The following is a 23,863-nucleotide window of genomic DNA, read 5'->3' as shown; positions in this document are numbered from 1 at the left end:
CAACCCTTAATAGTTCACTTTATTTATTGCCAACTTCCCAAGATATTACTTAAAGCTATTTATAAAATTCCCGGTAATTTTCTTTTGGATGCAACGTGCAGTAGGGTAGCACAGCTGAGAGCCAGTCCACTAATATATATTGACAAAAGCTTAAGTATGTGTGTCATGGCGAAACGTCTATTTTGGGCTAAATATTTAAGTCTGGTTTTTAGCGATCGCATTAAAATGAAACTTCTAAATGTTCAATTTATGTCAACTCCTTCTACTGGACTGGCGCTCTAGCTGTTCTACCCCAGAGAATTAAGACTTAAAAGTAGTCAAAGCTAGGCAAGAGCCAGTCTCCAAGCTTGATTTATCGCTTTTTCCTGCACCCTCTTGACAAATGTGCAATTACCTTAACCTCTAACTGATGGTTTAAAGCTGCTTTTCATATTCTATGAAGCGAATTGTGCCAAGATATCTCTATGGTGTTAATACTGGTAATAGTGGGTGTCTACCGTTGCCAATATTAACTATGGCAAGGATGTGATGCATTTCTATTTTGAAGCTTATAGCGGTTCTCAGTTGAGTAGGTACTGAACCCCACCCCCGACCCCCTCCCCGCTCTTCGAGAGAGGGGGCTATGATGTACCTTGTATGATTAGGAAACGCGATAAGGACGTTAGAAGACTAATGAAACAGTACTCTCATCTCACGATTATTTCTTACATAGTAGGCCCTATTTTGATCGTGGTGAGTCATTTAGGATCGCTACTAATTATTTCTACTGGCTTATCGTGGGGTGCTGGCTTGTGGGCCGTGTGGTTATATATAATACGAATGCTTGCAACTACTGGTATCTACCATAGGCTACTTACGCACAATAGCTACCAGGCTCCAGCCTCAGTTCTCTGCGTTGGAAGCATCGTAGCTGCTTCAGCTGGGCAGATGGGGCCAAGTTGGTGGAAAGCTCACCACATGACCCATCATCAATACTCAGACCAAGAACAAGATCCTCACTCTCCTTATATGCCTTTCAAGGGGATAAAAGGATTCTGGTGGTCTCAAGCTGGATGGCTATTCTCCCCACAATTTTTTCCCTCAAAGCTTCCCACGGATGTTGAGAGTAATGTGGTTTTGAAGATTATCGATCGTTTGCACTTCATTCCTACCATTGCTCTCGGTGTACTCTCGTACTACATTGGTGGAACTGAATATCTCGGCGCTTTTTTCCTCAGCACGACTGTCCTTTTCCACGGTGTCGCCACTGTCAACTCACTCAGCCACATCCTGGGCGAACAACCGTTCATAACCAACGACCACAGTCGGAACTCTTGGCTTGTCGCATTTCTGACTTTGGGTGAAGGCTGGCATAATCTTCATCATGCATTCCAGTCTTCAGCCCGACATGGCATCACCGTGCGAGAGGGGCAGGTTGCTTATCTTCCAGACCCAACATTTTGGTTTATCAGAGTGCTTGAATTCCTGAAGCTAGGATCAAAGGTAAGAGTGCCTTCTGAAACAGAACTTATTGCCCGTACCAGAAACCAAAACTGTCAAAACTCAGTGGTTAAGGCTAAAGCAAAGACATTGGTCTGAATATTCTGGTCAATAGATTGCTCAAACAAAGCAAAGAAAATCTAATTGACATTAAAATTTTTTGTTCAACCCCTATCAGGGAAAACTCTAGCTTTGTCCAGTTAAGAATGAACCATTAAAAATTGACCATTCCCATTATATTCTCCATCACAACTAGCAAAATTGCGAATAAACCATATCAAATAAAATCTCCATATCCGGCGAAACTTGGCATAGTCCATGCCATAGTTTAGTGTTTTTATTGTTGCCTGATTGTCGTCAAAATTCCGTAACCAGTTAGTTAGTGTTGTAGAGTAATTAAAGCCATTGAGATACCATTGTTTGACTGTTTTGAGGTCTTGTTGATGGCTAGGAACAGCATTGTAATTCCAGTATCGACCGTGTGGAAAAATATATTTATGGGTGTAAACGCTGGACATATTATTAGGGATGCGGACTGTGATGATGTGAATAAAAACTTTGCCATCATCCTTTAGAAACGAAGCTAATTTTTTAAAGGCTACTGTTAAGTTACCAACATGACAAAAAACACCAATCGAGAGGATTTTATCAAACTTGGTTTCAAAATTTGCATTATTCAAATCACCTTCATATAGGGTAAATCGATCTGAACTAAGATAACTCTGAGGATCTTGCATTTTGTGACGTATATATTCACATTGCTCGTGACTCAAATTAAGACCCGTAAACTTAACATTGGGGAACTTAGAAAGAATGTAATTAGGAACACATCCCCACCCACACCCAAAATCTAAGATATTATCTCCATCCTTGATGTCTAGCTTTTCAATCACATCATCAATCATCTGCATTTGGGATTGCTCAAGGTTTAATGCTCCTTTTTCCCATAATCCCATACTGTACTTAGGATAAATGAGTTCCCCATCCCCCAACATAGTATTCAGCATGGCTTGAGGCAAGTCGTACTGAATTTTCATTAATTCCCGCGATCCTTCGGCGAGATGATCGGTTTCTTTTAATACCCATTCATAAGGTGCCAGGAGAGATGGGAAATACTGAAAGAAAATTGGCATACAAGTATCGAAGAGCGATTCTAGAACTGAATCAGGAACTTCTAATCCATTGATATAAGCTTCTGCCACTGCCATTTGCACTGTGTTGACTACCTCAACAGCCCCACGAGTTACTTGGTATGCCAATGGACTCTTGATATTTATATCTCCCACAATAGGGATATGCTTTTCTATTTCTTGCAACAGAGTATCAGCAGTCATAGTCATACTCCTAAAAGCATTCAAATAATGCTACATGAGTACAATCATTAGATTCTTTTAGTTTTATAACACTAAAGTGTAAGAAGTTGTAACATAGATTTAGGAATATTTTTGAAGATACAATACGGGATTTAGCCGAGATATAATTCTGCTGGCTAAATATTTCTTAATAGTTAGCAAGTTGCTAAACTAGCATACATCTTTTTAAAATTTTCTAACTATTGTGTCTGTGAACTTTTACTAAACTAAATTACAACCAAACTCTTAAATTCGGTTTACCCTTCAGCTAAACCTACCTGTCCTCCAATTAGCCCCAAAAACCCAGTTCCGAAGTGTTGAATTTCCAAAAAACTTGCTTGTTCCGGTGAGGTTTTATAAATCCGAAATGTCTTCATAATTCCCAAGGTGGCAGCACTTTCTAGAGGCCCAACAAAGCTTATGTCACGGTCGAGAAAATAAGTTTGATTAGCCCATTGAGCTATCTGATTTGCATTCAAAAAGTAGCATCCTGAATGAGGATTGAGGGCACGATGAAAGGTAATTGGTGCATTCATAATTGTACCCTTGAGTTCTTGTTGCTCCTGCACATTTTGAAAGGGAGCAGTTACTCGGAAAGCCAAATCTCCATCAATGTAAGCTTTATGAACAAAATTATGAGCGGAGACTTCATAACGATTTGGCTGGAGCAAATTTAAATCTCCCGCTTGTTGGGTAAACCAGTTTAATTTTATAAAAAACCAAGGGTCATGGATAATTAGATCATCTTCAAGGAAGCAGTAGTAATCATACTGACCGAGACAGCTTTGCAGAACAGCTTGGCATTCAAACCCCAAAAGTAGAGGTTCGACATTAGTAGAATGATGCTGATATAAATGGGATGGTAAGGGAAGCAGATTTAGAAGATGATTATCTTTTGTTGTACAAATAACAATATCTAGTTCGTGCGATTGGGGTTGGTTAGCAGGGAAAGCTATTCGTTGAGCAATATTGATGATCCTTTGAGATTTACCAAATAATTCGTGTAAGGCGGTAAGGCTTTTAGTTAATGCTTGTAAACGGGGTTGTGGGTCTTTGCGTTGGGAAGCATGACTACCCTCATTGCTAGGGTTAAAAAAATGGGCAATGGTAAAAATAATCCGCATTTTAAATATCACTTTTATATTTGTCATTTGTCATTTGTCATTTGTTATTGAGCCATAGCTAATCATTGATATACTTTTTATAAAAGTCGTTTTTTTCAGGCTTTTCTTTGCACCTTTGCTTGAGTCAAAAAATATTTATGCAAGAGACTAATGACTAATGACCAATGACCAATGACTAATGACTTCTGCTAAATCCCTTAGAAACTGAGGGCTTTTTCAAGCTATCAGAATTTTTACCAGCAAACATCCATTGCAAATGCTGTGGTAACAATTTGGCTAAATCATAACGCTTCAGAATTGTCTCTCGCGCATTCGCCCGAATTGCTTTCATTTCCTGGGGATTATTTAGCGCTTCTTCAACCCGATTAGCAATATCCTGGGGAGAAAAGAAATCTACTAGCAGTCCATTTACTCCATCATTTATCACTTCCAATACTGGCGGAGTTTTAGAGGCTACTAGTAAACATCCTGCTGCCATTACTTCTAACATTGACCAGGATAAAACAAAAGGACGGGTTAAATAAATATGAGCAGAAGAAGCTTGCAAAACTTGAAGATACTCATTGTAAGGTAGCCTATCTGTAAAGTGCAGCCTCGATAAATCTAAAGATGATTTCAATTTTTCTAGCATTAATTGTTTATAAGTTTGACCATCGGGGAGATTCTTCCCATAAGCAACCCTATTTTCTCCCACAACTACTACATGGCATTTAGGTCTTCGTTGCTGAATTAGTGCCACCGTTTCCATAAACTGTGGAAATCCTCTATAAGGTTCCATCCCCCGTCCTACATAAGTTACCAACTCTTCAACGTGGGAAAGGTCAAGATTTATTCTTGGTAAAACTAATTTTGAGTCTGGTTTGGGAACAAAATATTTAGTATCAACACCATCATGAAGGACAGTGATTTTGCTATGATATTCTTTGGGAAACTGCTGATGCTGCCAATTAGTTGGAGAAAGTCCGCGATCGCAGCTATATAAGTCAGTCAAAATCGGCGCGTTTTTCACGCGGATACGGCATTCATCATCAGCATTTAGTGGTTCGTTGGGATCAAAATCGGCATCGGAACCGTGAGCGTGATAAAACCACTCAAAATAACACAATAACTCTGCTTTGGGAAAAACATCTTTCATAAATAAAGTCGGCCCCCAACCAGAATGCCCATAAACTATGTCTGGAACGAAACCCTCGGCTTTTAATTTTTCGGACACGCGATAGACAGCCTGCGCGGTAAGAACAGCATTTTCCAGGTTGCGAACATAATGGTGGGTTTGGGGAGCAGCTTCACGAGAAGGAGTGTAAATAGCTTTAAAAACGCCAGGTATTTCCCCTTCTAGACGGTTTGTTCCAAAGACCACTTGGCAATTAGGATCTTTACCTAAAACTATCGCTAGATTGCGAAATTGCGAGGGGAAATTGGGATGTAAAAATAATATTTTCATTGGAACAATCTTGATTAATTTATTGCAAGATAAAATAAATTAAGACAATCTTTTTAAGATTATAAGATTATTTATTAAGATTTTGAGCAAGTAAAATTAGGTAAATGGTTGTCAGGAAATGCGAAAATAATCGCAAATTCGTGTTATGACAATGAAATTTATTGGTATTGATTTAGGCTGGCGATCGCAACCAAGCGGACTATGCTGTTTAGAATGGATAGATGGCCAACTGCAACTACTCGATCTAGATCGCAAAGAAGCCATTGCAGACATCCTCACCTGGATTGATTGCAGCGTCCAACCAGACGAACCAGCCATCATCGCCGTAGATGCACCTACCCTCATCCCCAACCCTACCGGGAGTCGCCTCCCCGACAAACTCAGCCACAAATACTTTGGCAAATATCATGCAGGATGCTACCCAGCTAATCAAAACCTACCCTTCGCCGATCGCACCATCAACTTTGGTTTAGAATTAGAATCACGTGGTTTTGCCCACGCACCCACCATTGAACCGCAAAAACTGAGCAGATATCAAATAGAAGTCTTCCCCCACCCAGCAATCGTCAACCTATTCAACCTAGAACGCATCCTCAAATACAAAAAAGGGCGCTTAAGCGATCGCCGCCTAGAACTAATCAAACTCCAAAATTATCTTCTAGATATCCTCCCCTCCCTTTCTCCTCCTCTGCGTCCTTGGCGGCTTGGCGGTTCGTTTCCTCTTGAAATCCCCACCACAGGCGCAGCCCTCAAAGCCACCGAAGACCAACTAGATAGCCTAATTTGCGCTTACGTTGCTGCATACTGGTGGTATTGGGGAGAACAACGTAACTTAGTATTAGGCGATCGCACCACAGGCTACATTATCATCCCCCAAAGAATATTAGCCTAAAATTGTAATATTGTAAGATTTAACTCAAGGAGTTTTTATGCAAAGAGTTAGTCCTAATTTTAGTTTAAAGCAACTTTATGAAATTGACGATCATCTTTGGTTGGAGGAAACAATCAAGCTATTAAAAGCTAACAAATTAGGAGAATTAGATTTAGAAAATTTAATTGAGGAGTTAGAGAATTTGGCTCGTAGAGACAAAGCCAAGGTTGCTAGTTTATTAGAACAAATTATTAGACATCTTTTATTGCTGCAATATTGGACAGAAGAGTCTCAATATAATTCTGGGCATTGGAAAGCAGAAATTAGAAGTTTTAGGAATCAATTAGAACGTCAGCTAACAACAAATTTACATCAATTTTTAGAAACCGAGTTAGCATCAATTTATGAAGATGCGTTAGGATATGTAATTGATAAAACTGAGGGAAAACTCGATAAGTTACCTCAATTTTGTACTTACACCTTAGAACAGCTACTAGATATTAATTATCTACCTGAAAACTTTTAACATAAAAGGCGTTGCTGATTTTTAGCAACGCCTAATCTTGAGTATTTAATAACTACTCAGCACTCTTACTCTGCCCAAGCAATCAACCTTGGTTCATAAGCATTAGCCAGATTTTGATTTTTCGGCAATACACGCAAAGACAAGCCTTGTAAACCAGAAGCGGTATAAGTGATATTACCCGTGTAAGTACTCAATTGCTGTGCATCTTCACCTTGGTAATCCATCACCACTGTTACAGCGTTGACGATATCACCATTGGCATCGATCGCACCTTGATATAACTCCACCTGCACATCTTCCTTGGCCAAAGTTGCTAAGTCAACCTTGGCTTTGACAGTAACGGTTTGGTTAACCTCAATGTCTGAAGCTGCCGATACGTCAACATCTTTGATTCTGATGTTGAACCAGTGTTCGCTCAGTTTTTCTTTCCAAGCAGCTAGTTCTTTAGCTGGGGCATAGTTATTAACAGTCAGGGTATGATAGCGATCGCTAGCTGGGAAATAAGCTCGGTGTGCATATTCTCCCACCATCCGCGCTGTATTAAAGAAAGGACAATTCAACCGAATTGCATCCTTCATTTTGGCAACCCACGGACGAGGTAAGCCATCACTATCCCGTTGCTCATAAAATAGTGGTACAACATCCTTCTCTAATAATTCGTAGAGAGCATTTGCTTCTACTTCATCTTGGTAGTTAGGATCGTCGTAATTCTCTCCATGTCCAATCGCCCAGCCTGTGCGGACGTAATCAGCTTCATCCCACCAGCCATCTAGTACGCTTAAATTCGGCAATCCATTCATTGCCGCTTTCATGCCGCTAGTACCAGAAGCTTCCCGTGGACGACGCGGTGTATTTAACCAGATATCGCAACCCGCAACCATTAACCGGGCTATGTGAATATCGTAATTGGGAACAAACACTACCTGTTTTTCTAAATGTTGTTCGCGGATAAAGTGATTGATATCGCGGATGAGTTCTTTACCGGGAATATCTTTCGGATGTGCCTTACCAGCAATTACAAATTGCACTTTCCGGTCTTTGTTAGCCAGTAAAAGCCGCTTAATCCGATCCAAATCACGCATCCAGAGGGTGGCGCGTTTGTAGGTGGCAAAGCGACGAGCAAAGCCAATGGTGAAAGCGTAGGGATCTAAAACTTCTTGGGCTTGGATAATTTCGGAAGCGGAAGCACCGCGATCGTGCAAATGCTTGACCAAATGCTCCCGCACATACAAAATCATATCTAAGCGGCAGCGTTCGTGATTGCGCCACAATTCCTCATCGGGTATAGCTTCCATCCGCTCCCACAATGGGCTATCTGGTGGTGCTGATGACCAATTTGGGCCGAGGTAGCGATCGTATAACTCTTGAGTTGATTTAGCAACACAACTCCGAGCATGGACACCGTTAGTAATTGCTGCGATCGGTACTTCCTCTACTGGCACTTTCTGCCACAAGCCTTGGAACATTTGCCGCGATACGACACCATGTAGTTGTGCTACACCGTTAGAAAATGTTGCCATTTTCAGCGCCAGCACCGCCATACTAAAAGGCTCAGATAAATCGCCTGTATTCTCGCGCCCCAATCCTAAAAATTGCTCTTTGGGCAAGCCAAATATCTCTGCATAGTACCCCAGATAGTACAACATTTTGTCGGGAGCGAACAAGTCAATTCCCGCCGGTACTGGTGTGTGGGTAGTAAAGATATTGCTGGAAGCTACCACCTGTTTAGCTTGGATATAACTCAGTCCTTCTTCCTGAATCAGCAAGCGGATGCGTTCTAGGGCAGAGAAGGCGGCGTGTCCTTCATTCATGTGGTAGGCTGTGACTTTCAGCCCCAAAGCTTTGAGCATTTGCACACCACCGATCCCCAACATGATTTCCTGGTGGATACGCATATCGATATCGCCACCATACAGTTGATCTGTAATGTCGTGGTCGTAAGTGTTGTTGGGCTCAATATTGGTATCCATCAGATACAGGGGAACCGTTCCTACCTGTACGCGCCAAACTCTGGCATACACCTTGCGTCCTGGATAATCTACCGCAATCCGTAGTTCTGAACCATCGGCATTGCGCTCTAGATGCAAGGGCATATTATAGAAATCGTTCAGCAGATAGCGTTCTTGCTGCCAGCCATCAGCATTGAGGTATTGGGCAAAGTAGCCTTGCTGATACAGCAAACCTACACCTACAAGCGGTAGCCCCAAGTCACTAGCAGATTTGAGGTGATCCCCCGCCAGAACTCCCAAGCCCCCAGAATAAACGGGTAAACAATCAACAAGTCCAAATTCCGCCGAAAAATAGGCGTAACATTCTTTTGGTTGATCTTCCCGTTGTTTTTGATACCAAGTGCGCTCTTGTAAATAATCGTCTAACTGACGATCAGCCCGATCCATTTGCGCGAGAAAGCCTTCATCTTCGACAACTTCCAAAAGCCGCGATTGAGAGATAGTACCGAGCATCAACACCGGGTTATGATGGCTAGACTCCCACAAGTCAGAGTCTAAACGACGAAATACATCTTTACTCTCAACGTTCCAATCCCAGTGCAAGTTATATGCTAGCCGACGCAGTGGTTCGAGTCGCGCCGGTAATGAAGGGGATACGTTAAATGTACGAATTGGCTGCATAGGTTAGCAAAACTCCAAGTTTAGTTATGGTTATTGTTTACTGTCTTTACCAATGTTGCCAATTCTTTATACTGTAGTTTGTGAAAAAGCGATGACTTTGTTAAGCATTGAGAATTCTTTTTAACATCGTTGCTAAAGTTTACACCAAGGTGTTTCTAATTCTATGCGTTACTCTGGGCCATGTACTTGGTATATTAAGATTTAATCATTGAGTGGCATACATCACTTAAAAAAATCTAGTTTTGAATAAATAATTTATATTTATTTTAGTATTGCTTGCGGGGATCAGTCTGTGGTCTTGGATAAGGGTGAAAATTATTCATAGGTGTTGCCATGAAAATTATAATTTTAATCATTTTTTAATAAAATTGCCCTGACAAAGAAGCAGTTATGATTCTTAGGTTAAGGTGAGTTAAAAGAGATGGGATACCAAATAATCCAGGTAGACATCACTTAAAATTGGAACGTGTAAAAATAATACCAAGCAGTTAACTAGGAAAAGCGAGCGCTAACTACTTGGTATAATTTTTGATACTAAATCAGGAAAATAACTATATTAGCGTGTTATTCTACGCGCCTAGTGAAGGCTGATCTTTGGTATTTTTTGTCATTGACAAAGCTACGGCTGCTGCATAAGCAATCTCGGCTGCCATTTGATAAGCAAGTTTGATACTCGATGAAGCGTCCTTGGCTTTAGGAGAGACGGAAGTTTTTTTTCGGCGCGACTCTTGTTTGACATCGCCTGCTGCAATAGCTCGCTGTAAAACGATCCAGGCATCTAAGTCTTCTGAGTCATAATTACTTTGAAGTTGCGATCGCAGTTGTTTTTCGGCTAAAACACTCAGATAGCCGATAGCTAGAGCTTCTTGGACAATTTCTTTAATTAAAGCCATAATTTGAACCAAGTGTGTGAGTTAAAACCGATACCTCAATGTGGGCATTAAATATTGTTTTGTGAATTTCTCCTAAAAACTAAGCTACGTTTTAGCTTTTCTTTAATAAAATTTATAATGAGTAGTACCAAGCACGCATCACCCTCTTGGCTCACCCGAATGGGTGATTTACAGATTATTTAAATACAAGTAATTAGAAAAAATAAATTTTGAGATTTTGAAGTAAGAGGGTGTCACAAGTATAGTAGATATCATTATAGATTTAACATCCAATCATTAAACTATCGGACTTACGCAAAACTACATACACTCAAAGTCAATTTGTGTAGTTGCTTAGTGTCTATTCTAGAAGTTATCCAATGAAGTACCACCAGGATATTTTTCCTCAAATAGAATTAGTATAAGTGTATAAAATTATTTAATAGTCGCGTAGGCTTTGCCCGCCGTAGGCATGGCACCAGAAAAAAGTTAGCTAATTTACATTATCATCAACAAGCAACTTGATAACCAACTGATTTATTGAGAGTGTTCCATTAAAAATAAAATGTGTTATTGTTAAAAACAACTGTTATTAAAAACAATTCATGTAATTACAAACATGAATTTACTAGTCTGTAAATCATCCGTGTGCGACATGATTGGAGCAACATACTCTAGAAATTCGTTGCAAGAAAGCCGTCATAGCAGTCGGGGAAGCGCTTACTTGTTTGCACCGATGGTTAACTTCAATGTGATGGCTGATGTGGGAGATAATCCACCATAATTGGGTTTTTATTGGGGCAAGATTGCCCAGAAAAACCCAACAATAATTACATTGTGATGCTAGGCATAAATTTTATCCAAATTTTTGAATATAGTCTAGTTAAATGTATTTTTTGTTGCAAAAGAGCTTGTGGAAGTGAGTTGTTTTAAAAGACTAAAATTGCCAGAGAGGAAATAGCCTCCATGTCTAACAACTCTATCCCTAGTTGCGTAACAAGCTTTGCAAATTTCCCGGATAGCCAAAAAAGTACCCTATCTAAACCAGAAATTTATCCATCAGACAATTTAATAGTCTGAGATTTGGCTCTGCAATGCGTTAAGGTTTTTTGATTAATTAATTTGGTGAAGAGAAGCAAAGTTTGTATGTGCCTTGACTGGTGCAAAATATTCTAGCGATCCAAGCCAACTTTGCATATCAATTGAGTAATTATACACACCTTAGTTCAAGAATTGCTCACATAGTCAAAACCAGAATCCAAGTTTTCCAAATGTTGGAAAGCCATCTAAAAGTATGGATAAATTTCGGTAATACTGCCAAACCAATTTAATGTATTAAGGACTTACGCAAAAAATAGCCCAAATCTTGATTCTCCGTAGGGCAATTCATGAATTGCTCCTACCGCGTGTAGTTTTGCGTAAGTCCTAGCATTAAAAAACTTTTGTTTTTTAGTCTTGGCAGAAGATAAGGATACAGGCAAAACAACTTTCAATACTGCCAACAACAATTAATTGAAGAGATATGTAGCTATGCATAACGAGCAATATTTTTCAAAATTGCAGCGCGTGCAAGAACTTTTCGTGACTACTGTGTTAGGGGATATTCCCACGATTCTTTTAGGGTCAAAATTGCGTAATTTAGGATATCGGAGGATTTTTGCTCAAATAGGCAGCCCAGTTTATATTCAAAATGGTGTTGAATTTAACGGTACTTCTTGTATTGAAATTGGCAATGGAGTATATATTTTCAAGGGTGTACGGTTGGATGCTAGAGGACACAAAAATAACAGAATTTATCTAGGAAATAGAGTAGCTATTGAGCGTAACGTTGATATAGGATGCTTGGAAGACACGTGTATACATATTGATGAAGACACCTTTATTGCTCCCAACGTGTGTATTGAGGGGCCAGGAGACATTAAAATTGGTAAACACTGCATGATTGCTGCCCACTCAGGTATATATGCCAATAATCATAATTTTGCCGAGCCGATGGAGCTAATTAAATACCAAGGTGTTACTCGCAAGGGAATTGTGATTGAAGATGACTGTTGGCTAGGGCATGGAGTAACAGTATTAGATGGCGTTACCATCGGCAAAGGCAGTGTTATTGGTGCAGGAGCAGTTGTCAATAAAGATATTCCTCCTTTCTCCGTTGCAGTCGGTATACCTGCACGAGTAATCAAAAACCGGATTGGTAAAGAGGTAGCAAAAGTTAAAACTGAGAAATAGGGAATTGGGCATGGGGCATTGGGAATTGGGCATGGGGTATTAGAAGTATTTCCTGTAAACTTTTTTGGGAAACCTTTGCTGTCAGTCAACGTCACAAGAGTAGACAGTCTGTGAGTTATTTTTGAAGGGGATCTGAAAGTTAGACAACTGACATTTTAGATGATTCTCAATAACCGCAGGATAGGCACTGCTAGCCCATAATCCCCAGTCCTCAGTCCCAAGTCCCCAATCCCCAGTCCCCAGAGTCCTCTAAAAAAGGGACGAGATTTGGGTAATATAAAGTAGCTATCTTTTCTGCATGGCAGATCCTCAAAGAAAAGCTTTCTTTGTTTTACCCCTTGGAGATATTTCTATGCTGACTTTAAAAATCGCTGTTTATATTGTTGTTGCCCTCTTCGTAACTATCTTCATCTTCGGATTTTTGTCGAACGATCCTGCTCGTAACCCCGGCCGTCGGGACTTAGAGTAAAAGGGCGATAAATTATCCGCGACTTTGGAAGGCGGAAAATACTAAACGCCACGGAAACTTACTAAGAGAAAGTTAGTAAGTTTCTTCCTCCAGGTAGCTTGCTGTAGGTAGCAGAAGGCGACAGCCGGAAGGCAAAATGTATAGTTTATCCTTCCGTCCGTCATTTGGCTGTTTGTTAGCCCGATTTTGCTCACTTATGCTTCATCCAGTTCCGCCTGCTATTCTCGAATCTGTACAACCTGTAAATCCCGCCTCATCTGCTAGTCATACAAAGTTTCTTTCAGCTGTAGAAACGGGAATGCAGGAAAAGACAGACAAATCCAAGCAGTCTCAGGATTTGTCTCAGTTGACAATTGCGGATGACATCAAGAGTAATTCGCCATTGCCAACTCCGATAAACTCAACTCAGGATAACTTGGTAGTTCCTGAAACTCATTCTGTACCCCATCCACCAGAAACCTTCCCACCAGAAATTTCCCCCATCACCGATGGAAGTGCTGCACTTTTGGGGCAGTCAGTGGTTGTTGGTTATCCCACGCAGGAGGTTAAAATCTCTAATGGCCAAGATAATAAAGACACAAAGATAGTTCGGCCCTCAGAACTTCTGCTAAGAGCGGCGTTACGTAAACGGGAGAGGCAAAGAGAAGCCATTACATTGCCGCCAAAAAAAGTTGGTGCGAGGGATTCCCCTGAGCCAAAATGTGAACCTTCTCAAACACTTAGTCAACCATGTCTGACGACAAGCCGCTCTGCGTATACGCTAAATCTCCACTCTAGTAGTGGAGACAAGCAAACCTTTTTGGACTCTTCTAGTTTTAGCTATAGAGTTTCCCCAAATCCCCTTGTCGCCCAATCTCCGCCTACTCTTAAAATTGCCCCAACTGTTCCAAACAGCAACAAGTTAGTCGAATCCAAGGCAGAAATTTTAGCTGAGAAGTTAACCCAGCAAAAACAGCAAAGTGATATTACTGCACAACAATCTTCAAAAGAAGAGAATATCTCTGTATCTGCTGCCGATCTTGTACCGAGTTCTCAATTACAACAAAATTTTATAAAATTCCAGTCTCGTAACCCGACAAAGCAATCCTCAACACCGATAACTGTAGAATTCAGTTCCCAAGTTCAAGAACAAACTCAAGCACAAACACCACAAGTAGGCACCACCAATCGGCCACAAGCGCCAGCTAGTAACCCGCCAGCCAGTCCGAGAGTTGTAGAAGTCACTTCAGATCGGCAAGAATATGACGAGCAAAGGCGAATTATTACAGCTGTTGGAAATGTAATTCTGCGATTTGATGGGGCGGTGGTGGATGCCGATCGCTTGCAAGTCAATTTGGACAACTTAATTGCTGCGGGTGAGGGCAATGTAACTTTAACACGGGGCGATCAAATACTCCGTGGACAACGCTTTACTTATAACTTTGTTCAAGATAGTGGGGAACTTGTAAATGGTAGAGGAGAAATTTATGTACCCTCAAGCCAAACAGATTTTGCTTTCTCACCCGCAGGTGTTCCTGCGGGTGGAGTTCCAAAACGTCCGCCTAGCGATCGCATTAGAGCCAATCAGCCACTTTCTGGTGTGAGTAGCCCCAGACAGATTGATGTGGCATTTGGTGGTCAGTCAAGTGCCAGCAACATCCCACCCCCGAAAGCAGGGGGTGCAGTCAATCGACTCAGGTTTGAAGCCGAACACATTGATTTTTATCCCCAAGGCTGGCAAGCAAAAGATGCTCGCATCACCAACGATCCTTTTTCGCCGCCAGAACTACAGTTACGCGCAGATACAATAACTCTGACGCGAGAGGCACCCTTAGTAGACCGGATTACGACGCAGGGACAGCGTTTGGTATTGGATCAAACAACTTCCTTACCAATACCCCTGAATCAACGGACGATTGATCGGCGAGAGCGGGACGTTACACCTACAATATTTTCTCCTGGCTACGATGGAGATAAGCGGGGTGGTTTGTATATTGAGCGTGGCTTTCCAGTGATCGATACACAGAGGACAATCTGGACAGTTACGCCTCAGTTGCTAGTACAGAAAGCTTTGGAAGGAGGTACGAGTAACTTAGGCTCACTGTTTGCCGTTAAAACAAAGATAAGTTCTGTTTTGAGTCCAAAAGCAGTAATTCAAGGGACTGGGCAGTTAACCAGTTTTGACTTCGACAATTTGGAAAACAGTTTGCGGGTGAATTTGGGATTGCGCCAAATAGTAGGCGATCGCCTTCCCCATGTCTTGAATGTGCAATATAATTACCGCGATCGCCTCTACAACGGTACTCTGGGCTATCAAACTGTCCAGAGCAGTCTTGGTGCCATTATTACCTCTCCTGTGATTCCTTTAGGAAAAAGTGGCATCAACCTCAACTATCAGGCAAGCGCTCAGTATATCGATGCCAATACCGATCGCCAAGACTTGCTAAAACCCATACGGGAAAACGATCGCATCTCACTAGGTCGTTTCCAAGCTAGTGCTGACCTCAGTAGAGGGCTGTTACTCTGGCGAGGAAAACCATTACCATCTACTGCCAGCCAAGGATTACGATATACAGCTAACCCTGTAGTTCCTTACTTGCAGGCGATCGCTGGACTTACGGGCACTACCAGTTATTACACCAATGGGGATAACCAAAGCACCCTAACTGGTAGAATTGGCTTACTAGGGCAAATTGGTCATTTTTCTCGACCTTTTTTCGACTATACCGCCTTTAATATTACTTACTCACAAGGCTTAAATAGCGGATTATCTCCCTTTTTGTTTGATCGTTCCGTTGATAACAAAGTTTTAAGTGCTGGGATATCACAGCAAATCTACGGCCCTTTTCGCTTAGGCTTTCAAACATCTATTAACTTGGATACAGGTAAAGAAACTAGCACTGACTACATTGTGGAATATAGCCGTCGCACCTATGGGATCACCTTGCGTTACAATCCAGTGTTGGAGTTAGGCGGCTTCAGTATCCGAATTAGTGATTTTAACTGGGGTGGCGGCACCGATCCATTTTCTGATGTGAAGCCAGTAGTAAATGGAGTGCAACAGGATAATTAATGAGACCGATTAAACCAATTTATTCACCTGAAATTAGCACAGATATTGAATTCTGAATTCTAGATTCTAACTCTTGGATTATTTTCTGATAGAAGAATTTTGGATTTTAGAAACAGACATGAATATGTTAATCAAATGTTAATCAAAAATTTCCAATAGTTACTTTATAGTAACTACTTTACTTTAGTAACTAGTTACTTTTAGTATCTGATGTAATGCTTTGAAGTTTAGAATCAAAAAAACTATAGCGGTTCCCATTCAGATGGGGTACAACATTATATCGCTTGGTGTAGGGTTGTACCTCACGGTTGTCGAGAAACGCTATCAAAGCAGTAAATCCTAGCTAATCAGGAGATATTTGGTGGTAAATATTCTACATATTGATTCCAGTCCCCGTGGTGAACGATCGCACTCACGAGAACTATCTAAGGAATTTGTCAGTGCCTGGAAAGCATCACATCCTGAAGATGCGATCGCCTATCGAGATTTAGGGCATCACCCAGTTCCTCACGTTAATGAAGCTTGGATTGCGGCGGCATTTTCACCAGCAGAAACCCATACCCCAGAATTATCTGAGGCAATCAGAATTTCTGATCAACTAGTTGATGAGTTTTTGGCAGCCGATCGCTACGTCTTTGGAGTGCCAATGTATAACTTCAATATACCTTCCACTTTTAAGGCTTACATCGACCAAATCGTTCGCATTAACCGGACTGTTTCCTTAAATGCTCAAGGTTTTAAAGGGTTAGTCGAGGGCAAAAAGGCAGTTATCATTACAGCCCGTGGTGGTGACTTTAGCCCAACCTCCCCTGCCGTTGCCTATGACTTCCAAGAACCATACCTGCGAACAATTTTCGGCTTTATTGGGATTACAGATATTCAATTTATTAACGCCAACAGCCTCAACGAGGGTGATGCCCGTACCAAATCTCTAGCAGAAGCACGGGCAGCAATTCAAAACGCGATCGCTCATTGGTAATTGGGCATTGGTAATTGGGCATTGGGCATTGGGCATTGGGCATTGAGAATTGGGAATTAGTTCTTTATTTTTTCTCCCTCATCTCCCTCATCTCCCTCATCTTCAAGGTGATAACCGCTCAATTTTCCAAGTGCCATTATCTAAACGAGTATAGAGTAAGCGATCGTGTAAGCGGCTAGAGCGTCCTTGCCAAAACTCAATTTCTGTGGGGATCACTCGTAAGCCTCCCCAATGAGGCGGTCGGGGGATCTCTTGATTTTCGTATTTACTGGAGAACTCCTGCATACGGCGCTCTAACACTTCTCGACTTTCTATCACCTCGCTTTGATTAGATACCCACGCACCAAGGCGACTGTAAGGAGGGCGAGTATCAAAATACTGGTCGGATTCAGTAACGGATACTTTCTCCACATACCCACAAATGCGAACTTGACGTTCCAGTTCTGCCCACCAGAAGACTAAAGCTGCTAGAGGATTTTCTGCGAGTTCTTGTCCTTTGCGGCTGTTGTAGTTGGTGAAAAAAGCAAAGCCCCGTTCATCAAAATCTTTTAGTAGCACCATTCTGGCTGAAGGCTTACCGTCTGGTGTGACAGTAGCAAGGGTCATAGCATTAGGTTCGAGGAGTTGCCCTGCTAAAGCCTGATCGAACCATTTTTTAAATTGAATAAAAGGATTGAGGTCTACTTCGAGTTCGCTTAAAGCTTCCAAAGCGTAGTCTTTGCGAAGATCACCTACAGTTTTGTCCATTTTGATATACTTCCTTGTTTTCAGTTACGCTTATACATATCTTTGTTAAAAATATCTATCATGATAATCAGTCTCATCAAGAATTTTACAAATTCTCTCACGAATATTTAAAATTAAAATAGATTGCATAAAATGCGCCGTTCAGCCTCTCTTCAACGCTTATTAATTTATGGTCTGAGCGGTCCAATTATCGCTCTTAATGTCTGGCTACTGTCAGTACTTTTTCGCTACTTCCAGCATCCCATTACCGTCTTGAGCATTGCGGCAATTTTGGCTTTTCTACTCAATTACCCGGTTAAGTTCTTTGAACGTGCGCGAATCACTCGCACTCAGGCGGTAATTATAGTTTTACTGGCAACGCTTACCCTATTCGGGATTCTAGGCGTTACCCTAGTGCCGTTGATCATTGACCAAACAATCCAACTGTTAAATAAGATCCCTGATTGGTTAGGCGCTAGTCAAGCAAACTTAAAGCAATTTGAGATGTTGGCAAAACAGCGACACTTGCCAATTGATCTAAGGGTTGTAAGCAGTCAAATCAATGCAAATATTCAGAATCTGGTACAACAGCTAGCTTCTGGGGCGGTGGGATTTGCTGGAACACTGCTATCAGGCTTACTTGACGTAGTGTTAGTCATTGTGCTTGCATTTTATATGCTTTTGTATGGCGATCGCGTCTGGTATGGTCTAGTAAATGTTTTGCCCTCTAATATTGCAGATCCCCTCACTGCATCCTTACGCCTAAATTTTCAGAACTTCTTTCTTAGCCAGTTGTTGCTAGGACTATTCATGATGCTAACCCTCACGCCAATTTTCTTGGTAATGAAGGTACCCTTTGCTCTGTTGTTTGCCATATTAATTGGGATTTCAGAACTCATTCCCTTTATCGGGGCATCTCTTGGCATTGGTTTAGTGACAATTTTAGTCCTGTTGCAAAATTGGGTGTTAGCAGTTCAAGTTGCCATAGCAGCAGTTATTATGCAGCAGCTTAAAGATAACCTGTTAGCTCCCCGGTTACTTGGCAACTTTATTGGGTTGAATCCCATCTGGATTTTTGTATCTATTTTAATGGGATTTGAGATTGCTGGGCTGTTAGGAACGCTTGTTGCTGTTCCCATTGCTGGTACTATTAAAGGCACTTTCGATGCGATTAAAAGCGGCAAGCCTGGTAATTTTGTCCCAACTGTCACCATTCCTCATGACCCACCCCCAGATTGAGGGTGCAGGGGGCAGGGGACAGGGTGCAGGGGGAGAATAACTATTAATTATTTCCCAATGCCCAATGCCCAATGCCCAATGCCCAATGCCCAATGCCCAATGCCCAATGCCCAATGCCCAATGCCCAATTCCCAAATATAAAATATCAAAAGTTGCACATTCCGATCTCACAATTCACAATGGTGGTTGATTACAATTTCAGGGGATACTGCCAGCAGGCAATTCCTGATTAAAAGAAGTGCAAGCAGATGTATAAAGTACAGGCTTTGCCGATAGTCAATGAGTTTAGTGCTGAATTCTTATTAATTAACTTAGAACCTGTTGATGGAAGCTTCCGAGCTATTAGAAACAATCACACTCCTGATTTACCAAGCTGAACAAGGAGAAATTGACCCTTGGGATGTCCAAGTGATTGAGGTGATTGACCGTTACTTAGAACTGATGGCACCGGAGTCAATAGGAAGAGGCTATGAAGCTGATTTGTCTCAATCTGGACAGGCATTTTTATCAGCATCAATGCTGGTATTGTTCAAAGCTAATACCTTGATGCAATTGTCAACAGTAGGAGATATCCAAGATGGGGTATTAGATGATGCCTTCTTAGAAGGTGAAGACGGAATATCACATCAAGGTCATCGTCTACCATTAGAACGGCAATTGCGCCGTCGTCCATCGGCAATGCCGCCACCAAAGCGGCGGGTGACTCTGCAAGAGTTAATCAAGCAATTGCAGATTATGGCAAACCAGCTAAAACTAGTAGAAAAAGTTAGCAAGCCTATTCGTCCCAGACGTTTGCCTAGCGTTCAAAGTATGCGGGAGGCGCTGGAATTAGCTCACCAAGAAAACCTGACGGAAGTAGCTGGGGAACTTGAACAAGTGTTGAATTTATCGGCAAGGGAGCTAAATTCAGAACAAAATTGGTTGAATCTAGAACAACTTGTAGAGTTATGGACTCAAACAAAGCTTCTCAACCAAAATGGGTTTGGACATGAGTCTAAACATAGTCATGTAGTTAGCGTTTTCTGGGCGTTACTACTACTTTCGGCTCAATCGAAAGTAGAGCTATTTCAAGAGGAGTTTTACCATGAGATTAAAATTCGGCTAATTATAGATTCAGCTAAGACCAGTAAAGCTTTTGAGCAGTCAATGAACTAAAAAAGTCAAAATTAGCCCTACAGATAATTTACAGATTTTTGATTCAGCCCCAAAATCCGGGTAAATTGAAAAGATAAGCGATCGCTTGTCATCTAAGTATATAAATGGTTGCAATAACCACTTAATTCCTGTTATCCCTGTTTAGAGGATGACTTAGAGCAGAAATAAAAACTGATGATTAAGTATCACTCGATGAAAGTAAACTGGCTTGTGGTTGAGGAATAAATTTTTATGAAAGCGATGATTCTCGCGGCTGGCAAGGGTACTCGCGTGCGTCCGATTACCTATACAATTCCTAAACCAATGATTCCCATCCTGCAAAAGCCAGTGATGGAATTCTTGCTGGAACTGTTACGCCAACATGGATTTGACCAGATTATGGTCAATGTCAGTCATTTGGCTGAAGAAATAGAAAACTATTTCCGTGATGGTCAACGGTTTGGGGTGCAGATTGCCTATTCCTTTGAGGGCAAAATTGATGATGACGGTAAACTGGTAGGGGAAGCAATCGGTTCTGCAGGAGGGATGCGCCGCATTCAAGACTTCTCACCATTTTTTGATGATACCTTTGTGGTGTTGTGCGGTGATGCTTTAATTGACTTAGATTTAACTGAGGCGGTTAAATGGCATAGAGCTAAAGGGGCGATCGCTACTATTATTACAAAATCTGTCCCCAAGGAAGAAGTTTCTAGCTACGGTGTGGTAGTAACTGACGAAGAGGGGCGTGTTCAAGCTTTCCAAGAAAAACCTTCAACGGAAGAAGCCCTCAGTACCAACATCAACACAGGTATTTACATCTTTGAACCAGAGGTTTTTAACTATATTCCCTCTGATACGGAATATGACATTGGTAGCCAATTGTTTCCTAAATTGGTAGAAATCAAAGCCCCTTTCTACGCCATTCCTATGGATTTTGAATGGGTAGATATTGGTAAAGTTCCAGACTATTGGCGGGCGATTCGCGGTGTACTACTGGGTGAAATCAAAAATGTGCAAATCCCCGGTCATGAAGTCGCCCCTGGTATTTATACTGGTTTAAATGTTGCCGTAAATTGGGACAAAGTGGATATCACAGGCCCTGTTTACATTGGCGGGATGACGAGAATAGAAGACGGAGCAAAAATTGTCGGGCCAGCGATGATTGGCCCCAATTGTTGGATATGTAGTGGCGCAACTGTAGAAAATAGCGTGATTTTTGAATGGTCGCGTCTAGGACCAGGAGTCCGCTTAGTTGATAAGCTGGTATTTGGGCGTTATTGCGTCGATAAAACTGGAGCAGCAATTGATGTTCAAGCTGCTGCTTTAGACTGGCTGATTACCGATGCCCGTCAGACACCGCCATCACATACCCCTGTTGAGCGACAAGCGATAGAGGAATTGTTGGGGACAAACGCGAATTAGGGAATGGGGCATGGGGAATCGGGCATGGGGCAGATGAGGGAGCATGGGGAGAAAGAACTAATGCCCAATGCCCAATGCCCAATGCCCAATGCCCAATCCCCAATGCCCAATCCCCAATCCCCAATCCTAACTATTTAGATACGTATATCTTTGCAGACTCTGCTCGTAGGTTTGGAGTAATCGCTGAGATTCTGCTAGGGTGATACGTTTTTCTTCTAATGCTTTCTCGCAACGCTGGCGAATGTTTTCCACCATATCTTCGGAGTCATACTGAACGTAGCTTACTACTTCGCTCATGGTGTCACCTTTGACAACGTGTTCAATCTGGTAGCCTTTGGGCGTTAATTGGATGTGAACAGCATTAGTGTCGCCAAATAGGTTGTGCAAATTCCCCATGATTTCTTGATAAGCTCCATTCAAGAACATCCCTAAATAATAGGGTTCTCCTGGCTTGTAGGTGTGCAGTTCTAAAACCGATTTGACATCGCGCAGGTCAATAAAGCGGTCGATTTTACCATCACTATCACAGGTAAGGTCGGCTAAAATTCCTCGTCGGATTGGTTCTTCATCCAAGCGGTGGATTGGCATGATGGGGAAAAGCTGATCTATCGCCCAGCAATCTGGTGCTGATTGAAACACTGACATATTAACGTAGTAGATGGAAGCCATGATTTTTTCAAGGTCTTCTAGTTCATCTGGTACGTATTCTTGCTGTCTAGTGATGTTCAAAATCTTCTGGCAACAAGCCCAGTAGAGCCGTTCGGCTTTGGCTCGTTCTCTGAGGCGTAAAATTCCTAAGTTGAAGCGGCTGATGGCTTCTTCTTTGAATTGGGCCGCGTCGTGATACAACTCTTGGTAATTCTCTTGGTTGATGGATTGGTAGCTTTCCCAAAGGTAATTAATTATTGGGGATTCTCCGTCTTGTGGAGGTTCTGGTGAATCGAGAGGGACATCGCTGGTACTAAGAACATCAAAAATCAGCACCGACTGATGGGAAGCGATCGCTCTTCCACTTTCACTAATCAGTGTTGGTACGGTAATTTGCCGCTCTGCACAGGTATCTTTTAACTCTGCCACGATGTCGTTAGCATAGTTCTGCATATTGTAATTTTTCGATGCATAGAAGTTGGTTTGGGAGCCATCATAATCTACGCCCAAGCCGCCACCAACATCAAGGTATTTCATATCTGCCCCTAGCATGGCCAATTCCACATAAATACGGCTGGCTTCTTGGATGGCATCTTTAATTACATTGATGGCAGAGATTTGTGAGCCGATGTGGAAGTGCATCAACTGCAAAGAATCGAGCAAGTTTGCTTCTCGTAACTTGTCAACAGCCTCAATGACTTCCGGCATTGTCAAACCAAATTTAGCGCGATCGCCACTAGAGGCTCCCCAGCGTCCCATACCTTGGGTACTGAGTTTAGCACGAACACCTAATATCGGCTTAATACCTAACTGGCGATTGGCATCAATTACCAAATCAACCTCTTCAATCTGTTCTATGACGATGATTGGTGTTTGCCCTAGTCTTTGGGCTAACATTGCCGTTTCTATGTATTCTCGGTCTTTGTAGCCGTTGCAAATTAACAATGCTCCTGGTGTATCGAGGACAGCCAGGGCAATCATTAATTCTGGCTTGGAACCAGCTTCTAAGCCAAATTGATGGGGTTTGCCAAATTTGACTAAATCTTCAATCAAATGCCGTTCTTGGTTGCACTTGACAGGAAACACACCCCGATATACGCCAGGGTAGTTGTAGCGGGCGATCGCTTTGGCAAAACAAGCATTCAACCGTTCAATCCGGTCTTCCAAAATATCCGAAAAGCGAATCAACATGGGAAGTCCCAAGTTGCGCTGTTTCATGGAGTTGACCAATTCAAACAAGTCTAGAGAACCCCCGCGATCGCCCTTGGGTGACACGGTGACGTGACCAGCAGCGCTAATGGAAAAATAGGGTTGTCCCCAACCTTCAATGCGGTATAACGCTTCGCTATCCTCAATTTTCCAGGAGCGAGGTAAACTTCCTGTGGTAGTAGTAGGTGGTAAAAGTTTTTTTTGCTTATGATTTTTCACTTCAGATTTTTGTCCATTGGACGGTACTGGTACCACCTCGTCAGATGTAGCAGTTGACTCAACACCCATTTCTTCCTAACCTCTGTTTTTCGCCCACGACTTAACAATTTAACGCATTCATTTGGGAACGTATATGTACCCAAAGATAATTTCTAAGATAAACTCTGATTGGTCAAGAGTCATTGGTCATTAGTCATTGGTCATTAGTGCAAAACCCTTGGACAAAGACAAAGGAC

At 41.9% G+C, this 23,863-nt stretch carries 20 protein-coding genes; 13 read left to right on the top strand and 7 right to left on the bottom strand.

The annotated features are described in order from the left end of the window. Positions 1-672: 672 nt before the first annotated feature. On the top strand, positions 673-1,578 hold the full coding sequence (locus tag V7K98_RS13950) for an acyl-CoA desaturase (protein WP_335022696.1): 906 nt from the start codon (positions 673-675) through the stop codon (positions 1,576-1,578). Between the two features lie 101 nt (positions 1,579-1,679). Here the strand turns inward: V7K98_RS13950 and V7K98_RS13945 are convergent, their stop codons facing one another. The 3 genes from V7K98_RS13945 to V7K98_RS13935 form a co-directional block, all read right to left on the bottom strand. Beyond that, positions 1,680-2,813 carry an SAM-dependent methyltransferase gene (locus V7K98_RS13945; RefSeq protein WP_335022694.1) on the bottom strand — a complete coding sequence of 378 codons (1,134 nt, stop codon included), beginning with the start codon at positions 2,811-2,813 and terminating at the stop codon, positions 1,680-1,682. A 275-nt stretch (positions 2,814-3,088) separates the two neighbouring features. Next, on the bottom strand, positions 3,089-3,955 hold the full coding sequence (locus V7K98_RS13940; RefSeq protein ID WP_335022838.1) for a calcium-binding protein: 867 nt from the start codon (positions 3,953-3,955) through the stop codon (positions 3,089-3,091). 175 nt (positions 3,956-4,130) lie between these two features. Further along, positions 4,131-5,399 carry a glycosyltransferase family 4 protein gene (locus tag V7K98_RS13935; protein WP_335022692.1) on the bottom strand — a complete coding sequence of 423 codons (1,269 nt, stop codon included), beginning with the start codon at positions 5,397-5,399 and terminating at the stop codon, positions 4,131-4,133. A gap of 151 nt (positions 5,400-5,550) precedes the next feature. Between V7K98_RS13935 and V7K98_RS13930 the strand changes: the two genes are divergently transcribed. Together V7K98_RS13930 and V7K98_RS13925 are read left to right on the top strand one after the other, a co-directional pair. Next, positions 5,551-6,291, top strand: coding sequence for a DUF429 domain-containing protein (locus V7K98_RS13930; RefSeq protein WP_335022836.1), 741 nt, complete (start codon positions 5,551-5,553; stop codon positions 6,289-6,291). A 37-nt stretch (positions 6,292-6,328) separates the two neighbouring features. Continuing rightward, positions 6,329-6,796, top strand: coding sequence for a DUF29 domain-containing protein (locus V7K98_RS13925; RefSeq protein ID WP_335022690.1), 468 nt, complete (start codon positions 6,329-6,331; stop codon positions 6,794-6,796). Between the two features lie 65 nt (positions 6,797-6,861). Here the strand turns inward: V7K98_RS13925 and glgP are convergent, their stop codons facing one another. Then, positions 6,862-9,426: an alpha-glucan family phosphorylase gene (gene glgP / locus V7K98_RS13920; protein ID WP_335022688.1), complete on the bottom strand. Its 2,565-nt coding sequence runs from the start codon at positions 9,424-9,426 to the stop codon at positions 6,862-6,864. A gap of 569 nt (positions 9,427-9,995) precedes the next feature. Beyond that, on the bottom strand, positions 9,996-10,319 hold the full coding sequence (locus V7K98_RS13915; RefSeq protein ID WP_335022686.1) for a hypothetical protein: 324 nt from the start codon (positions 10,317-10,319) through the stop codon (positions 9,996-9,998). A 598-nt stretch (positions 10,320-10,917) separates the two neighbouring features. On the opposite strand from V7K98_RS13915, the gene V7K98_RS13910 reads away from it, so the two are divergent. From V7K98_RS13910 to V7K98_RS13890, 5 genes are all read left to right on the top strand, one after another. Further along, a complete protein-coding gene (locus tag V7K98_RS13910) occupies positions 10,918-11,082 on the top strand; it encodes a hypothetical protein (RefSeq protein WP_335022850.1) in 165 nt (54 codons plus the stop codon). A 746-nt stretch (positions 11,083-11,828) separates the two neighbouring features. Further along, positions 11,829-12,530 carry an acyltransferase gene (locus V7K98_RS13905; protein WP_335022684.1) on the top strand — a complete coding sequence of 234 codons (702 nt, stop codon included), beginning with the start codon at positions 11,829-11,831 and terminating at the stop codon, positions 12,528-12,530. A gap of 352 nt (positions 12,531-12,882) precedes the next feature. Beyond that, entirely contained in the window at positions 12,883-12,999 is a 117-nt protein-coding gene (locus tag V7K98_RS13900) for a photosystem II reaction center protein I (protein WP_334857218.1), read from the top strand. Between the two features lie 136 nt (positions 13,000-13,135). Further along, positions 13,136-16,051 (top strand): DUF3769 domain-containing protein, encoded by a 2,916-nt coding sequence (locus V7K98_RS13895; protein ID WP_335022682.1) that lies wholly within the window; start codon positions 13,136-13,138, stop codon positions 16,049-16,051. Between the two features lie 361 nt (positions 16,052-16,412). Next, positions 16,413-17,030, top strand: coding sequence for an FMN-dependent NADH-azoreductase (locus V7K98_RS13890; RefSeq protein ID WP_335022680.1), 618 nt, complete (start codon positions 16,413-16,415; stop codon positions 17,028-17,030). Positions 17,031-17,132: 102 nt separating this feature from the next. Here the strand turns inward: V7K98_RS13890 and pdxH are convergent, their stop codons facing one another. Beyond that, positions 17,133-17,777 (bottom strand): pyridoxamine 5'-phosphate oxidase, encoded by a 645-nt coding sequence (gene pdxH / locus V7K98_RS13885; RefSeq protein WP_335022678.1) that lies wholly within the window; start codon positions 17,775-17,777, stop codon positions 17,133-17,135. A 132-nt stretch (positions 17,778-17,909) separates the two neighbouring features. Between pdxH and V7K98_RS13880 the strand changes: the two genes are divergently transcribed. From V7K98_RS13880 to V7K98_RS13860, 5 genes are all read left to right on the top strand, one after another. After that, a complete protein-coding gene (locus V7K98_RS13880) occupies positions 17,910-18,995 on the top strand; it encodes an AI-2E family transporter (protein ID WP_335022676.1) in 1,086 nt (361 codons plus the stop codon). Between the two features lie 64 nt (positions 18,996-19,059). Continuing rightward, the gene (locus V7K98_RS13875) at positions 19,060-19,185 is read left to right on the top strand and encodes a hypothetical protein (protein ID WP_335022674.1); all 126 of its coding nucleotides are present in this window, start codon (positions 19,060-19,062) and stop codon (positions 19,183-19,185) included. Positions 19,186-19,319: 134 nt separating this feature from the next. Beyond that, positions 19,320-20,150 carry a ScpA family protein gene (locus V7K98_RS13870; RefSeq protein ID WP_335022672.1) on the top strand — a complete coding sequence of 277 codons (831 nt, stop codon included), beginning with the start codon at positions 19,320-19,322 and terminating at the stop codon, positions 20,148-20,150. Between the two features lie 231 nt (positions 20,151-20,381). Beyond that, the gene (locus V7K98_RS13865; RefSeq protein WP_335022670.1) at positions 20,382-21,551 is read left to right on the top strand and encodes an NDP-sugar synthase; all 1,170 of its coding nucleotides are present in this window, start codon (positions 20,382-20,384) and stop codon (positions 21,549-21,551) included. 3 nt (positions 21,552-21,554) lie between these two features. Continuing rightward, complete coding sequence (locus tag V7K98_RS13860) at positions 21,555-21,689, top strand: histidine kinase (RefSeq protein ID WP_335022669.1); 135 nt, start codon at positions 21,555-21,557, stop codon at positions 21,687-21,689. Here V7K98_RS13860 and speA read toward each other — a convergent pair. Beyond that, positions 21,678-23,696 (bottom strand): biosynthetic arginine decarboxylase, encoded by a 2,019-nt coding sequence (gene speA, locus V7K98_RS13855; protein WP_335022667.1) that lies wholly within the window; start codon positions 23,694-23,696, stop codon positions 21,678-21,680. The genes V7K98_RS13860 and speA overlap by 12 nt on opposite strands. Positions 23,697-23,863 lie beyond the last annotated feature (167 nt).

The sequence above is a fragment of the Nostoc sp. genome (genome assembly GCF_036917435.1).
Lineage (GTDB): Bacteria > Cyanobacteriota > Cyanobacteriia > Cyanobacteriales > Nostocaceae > Nostoc.
The sequence above is the reverse complement of the archived record's forward strand: the minus strand, read 5'-3'. Positions and strand labels throughout refer to the sequence as shown.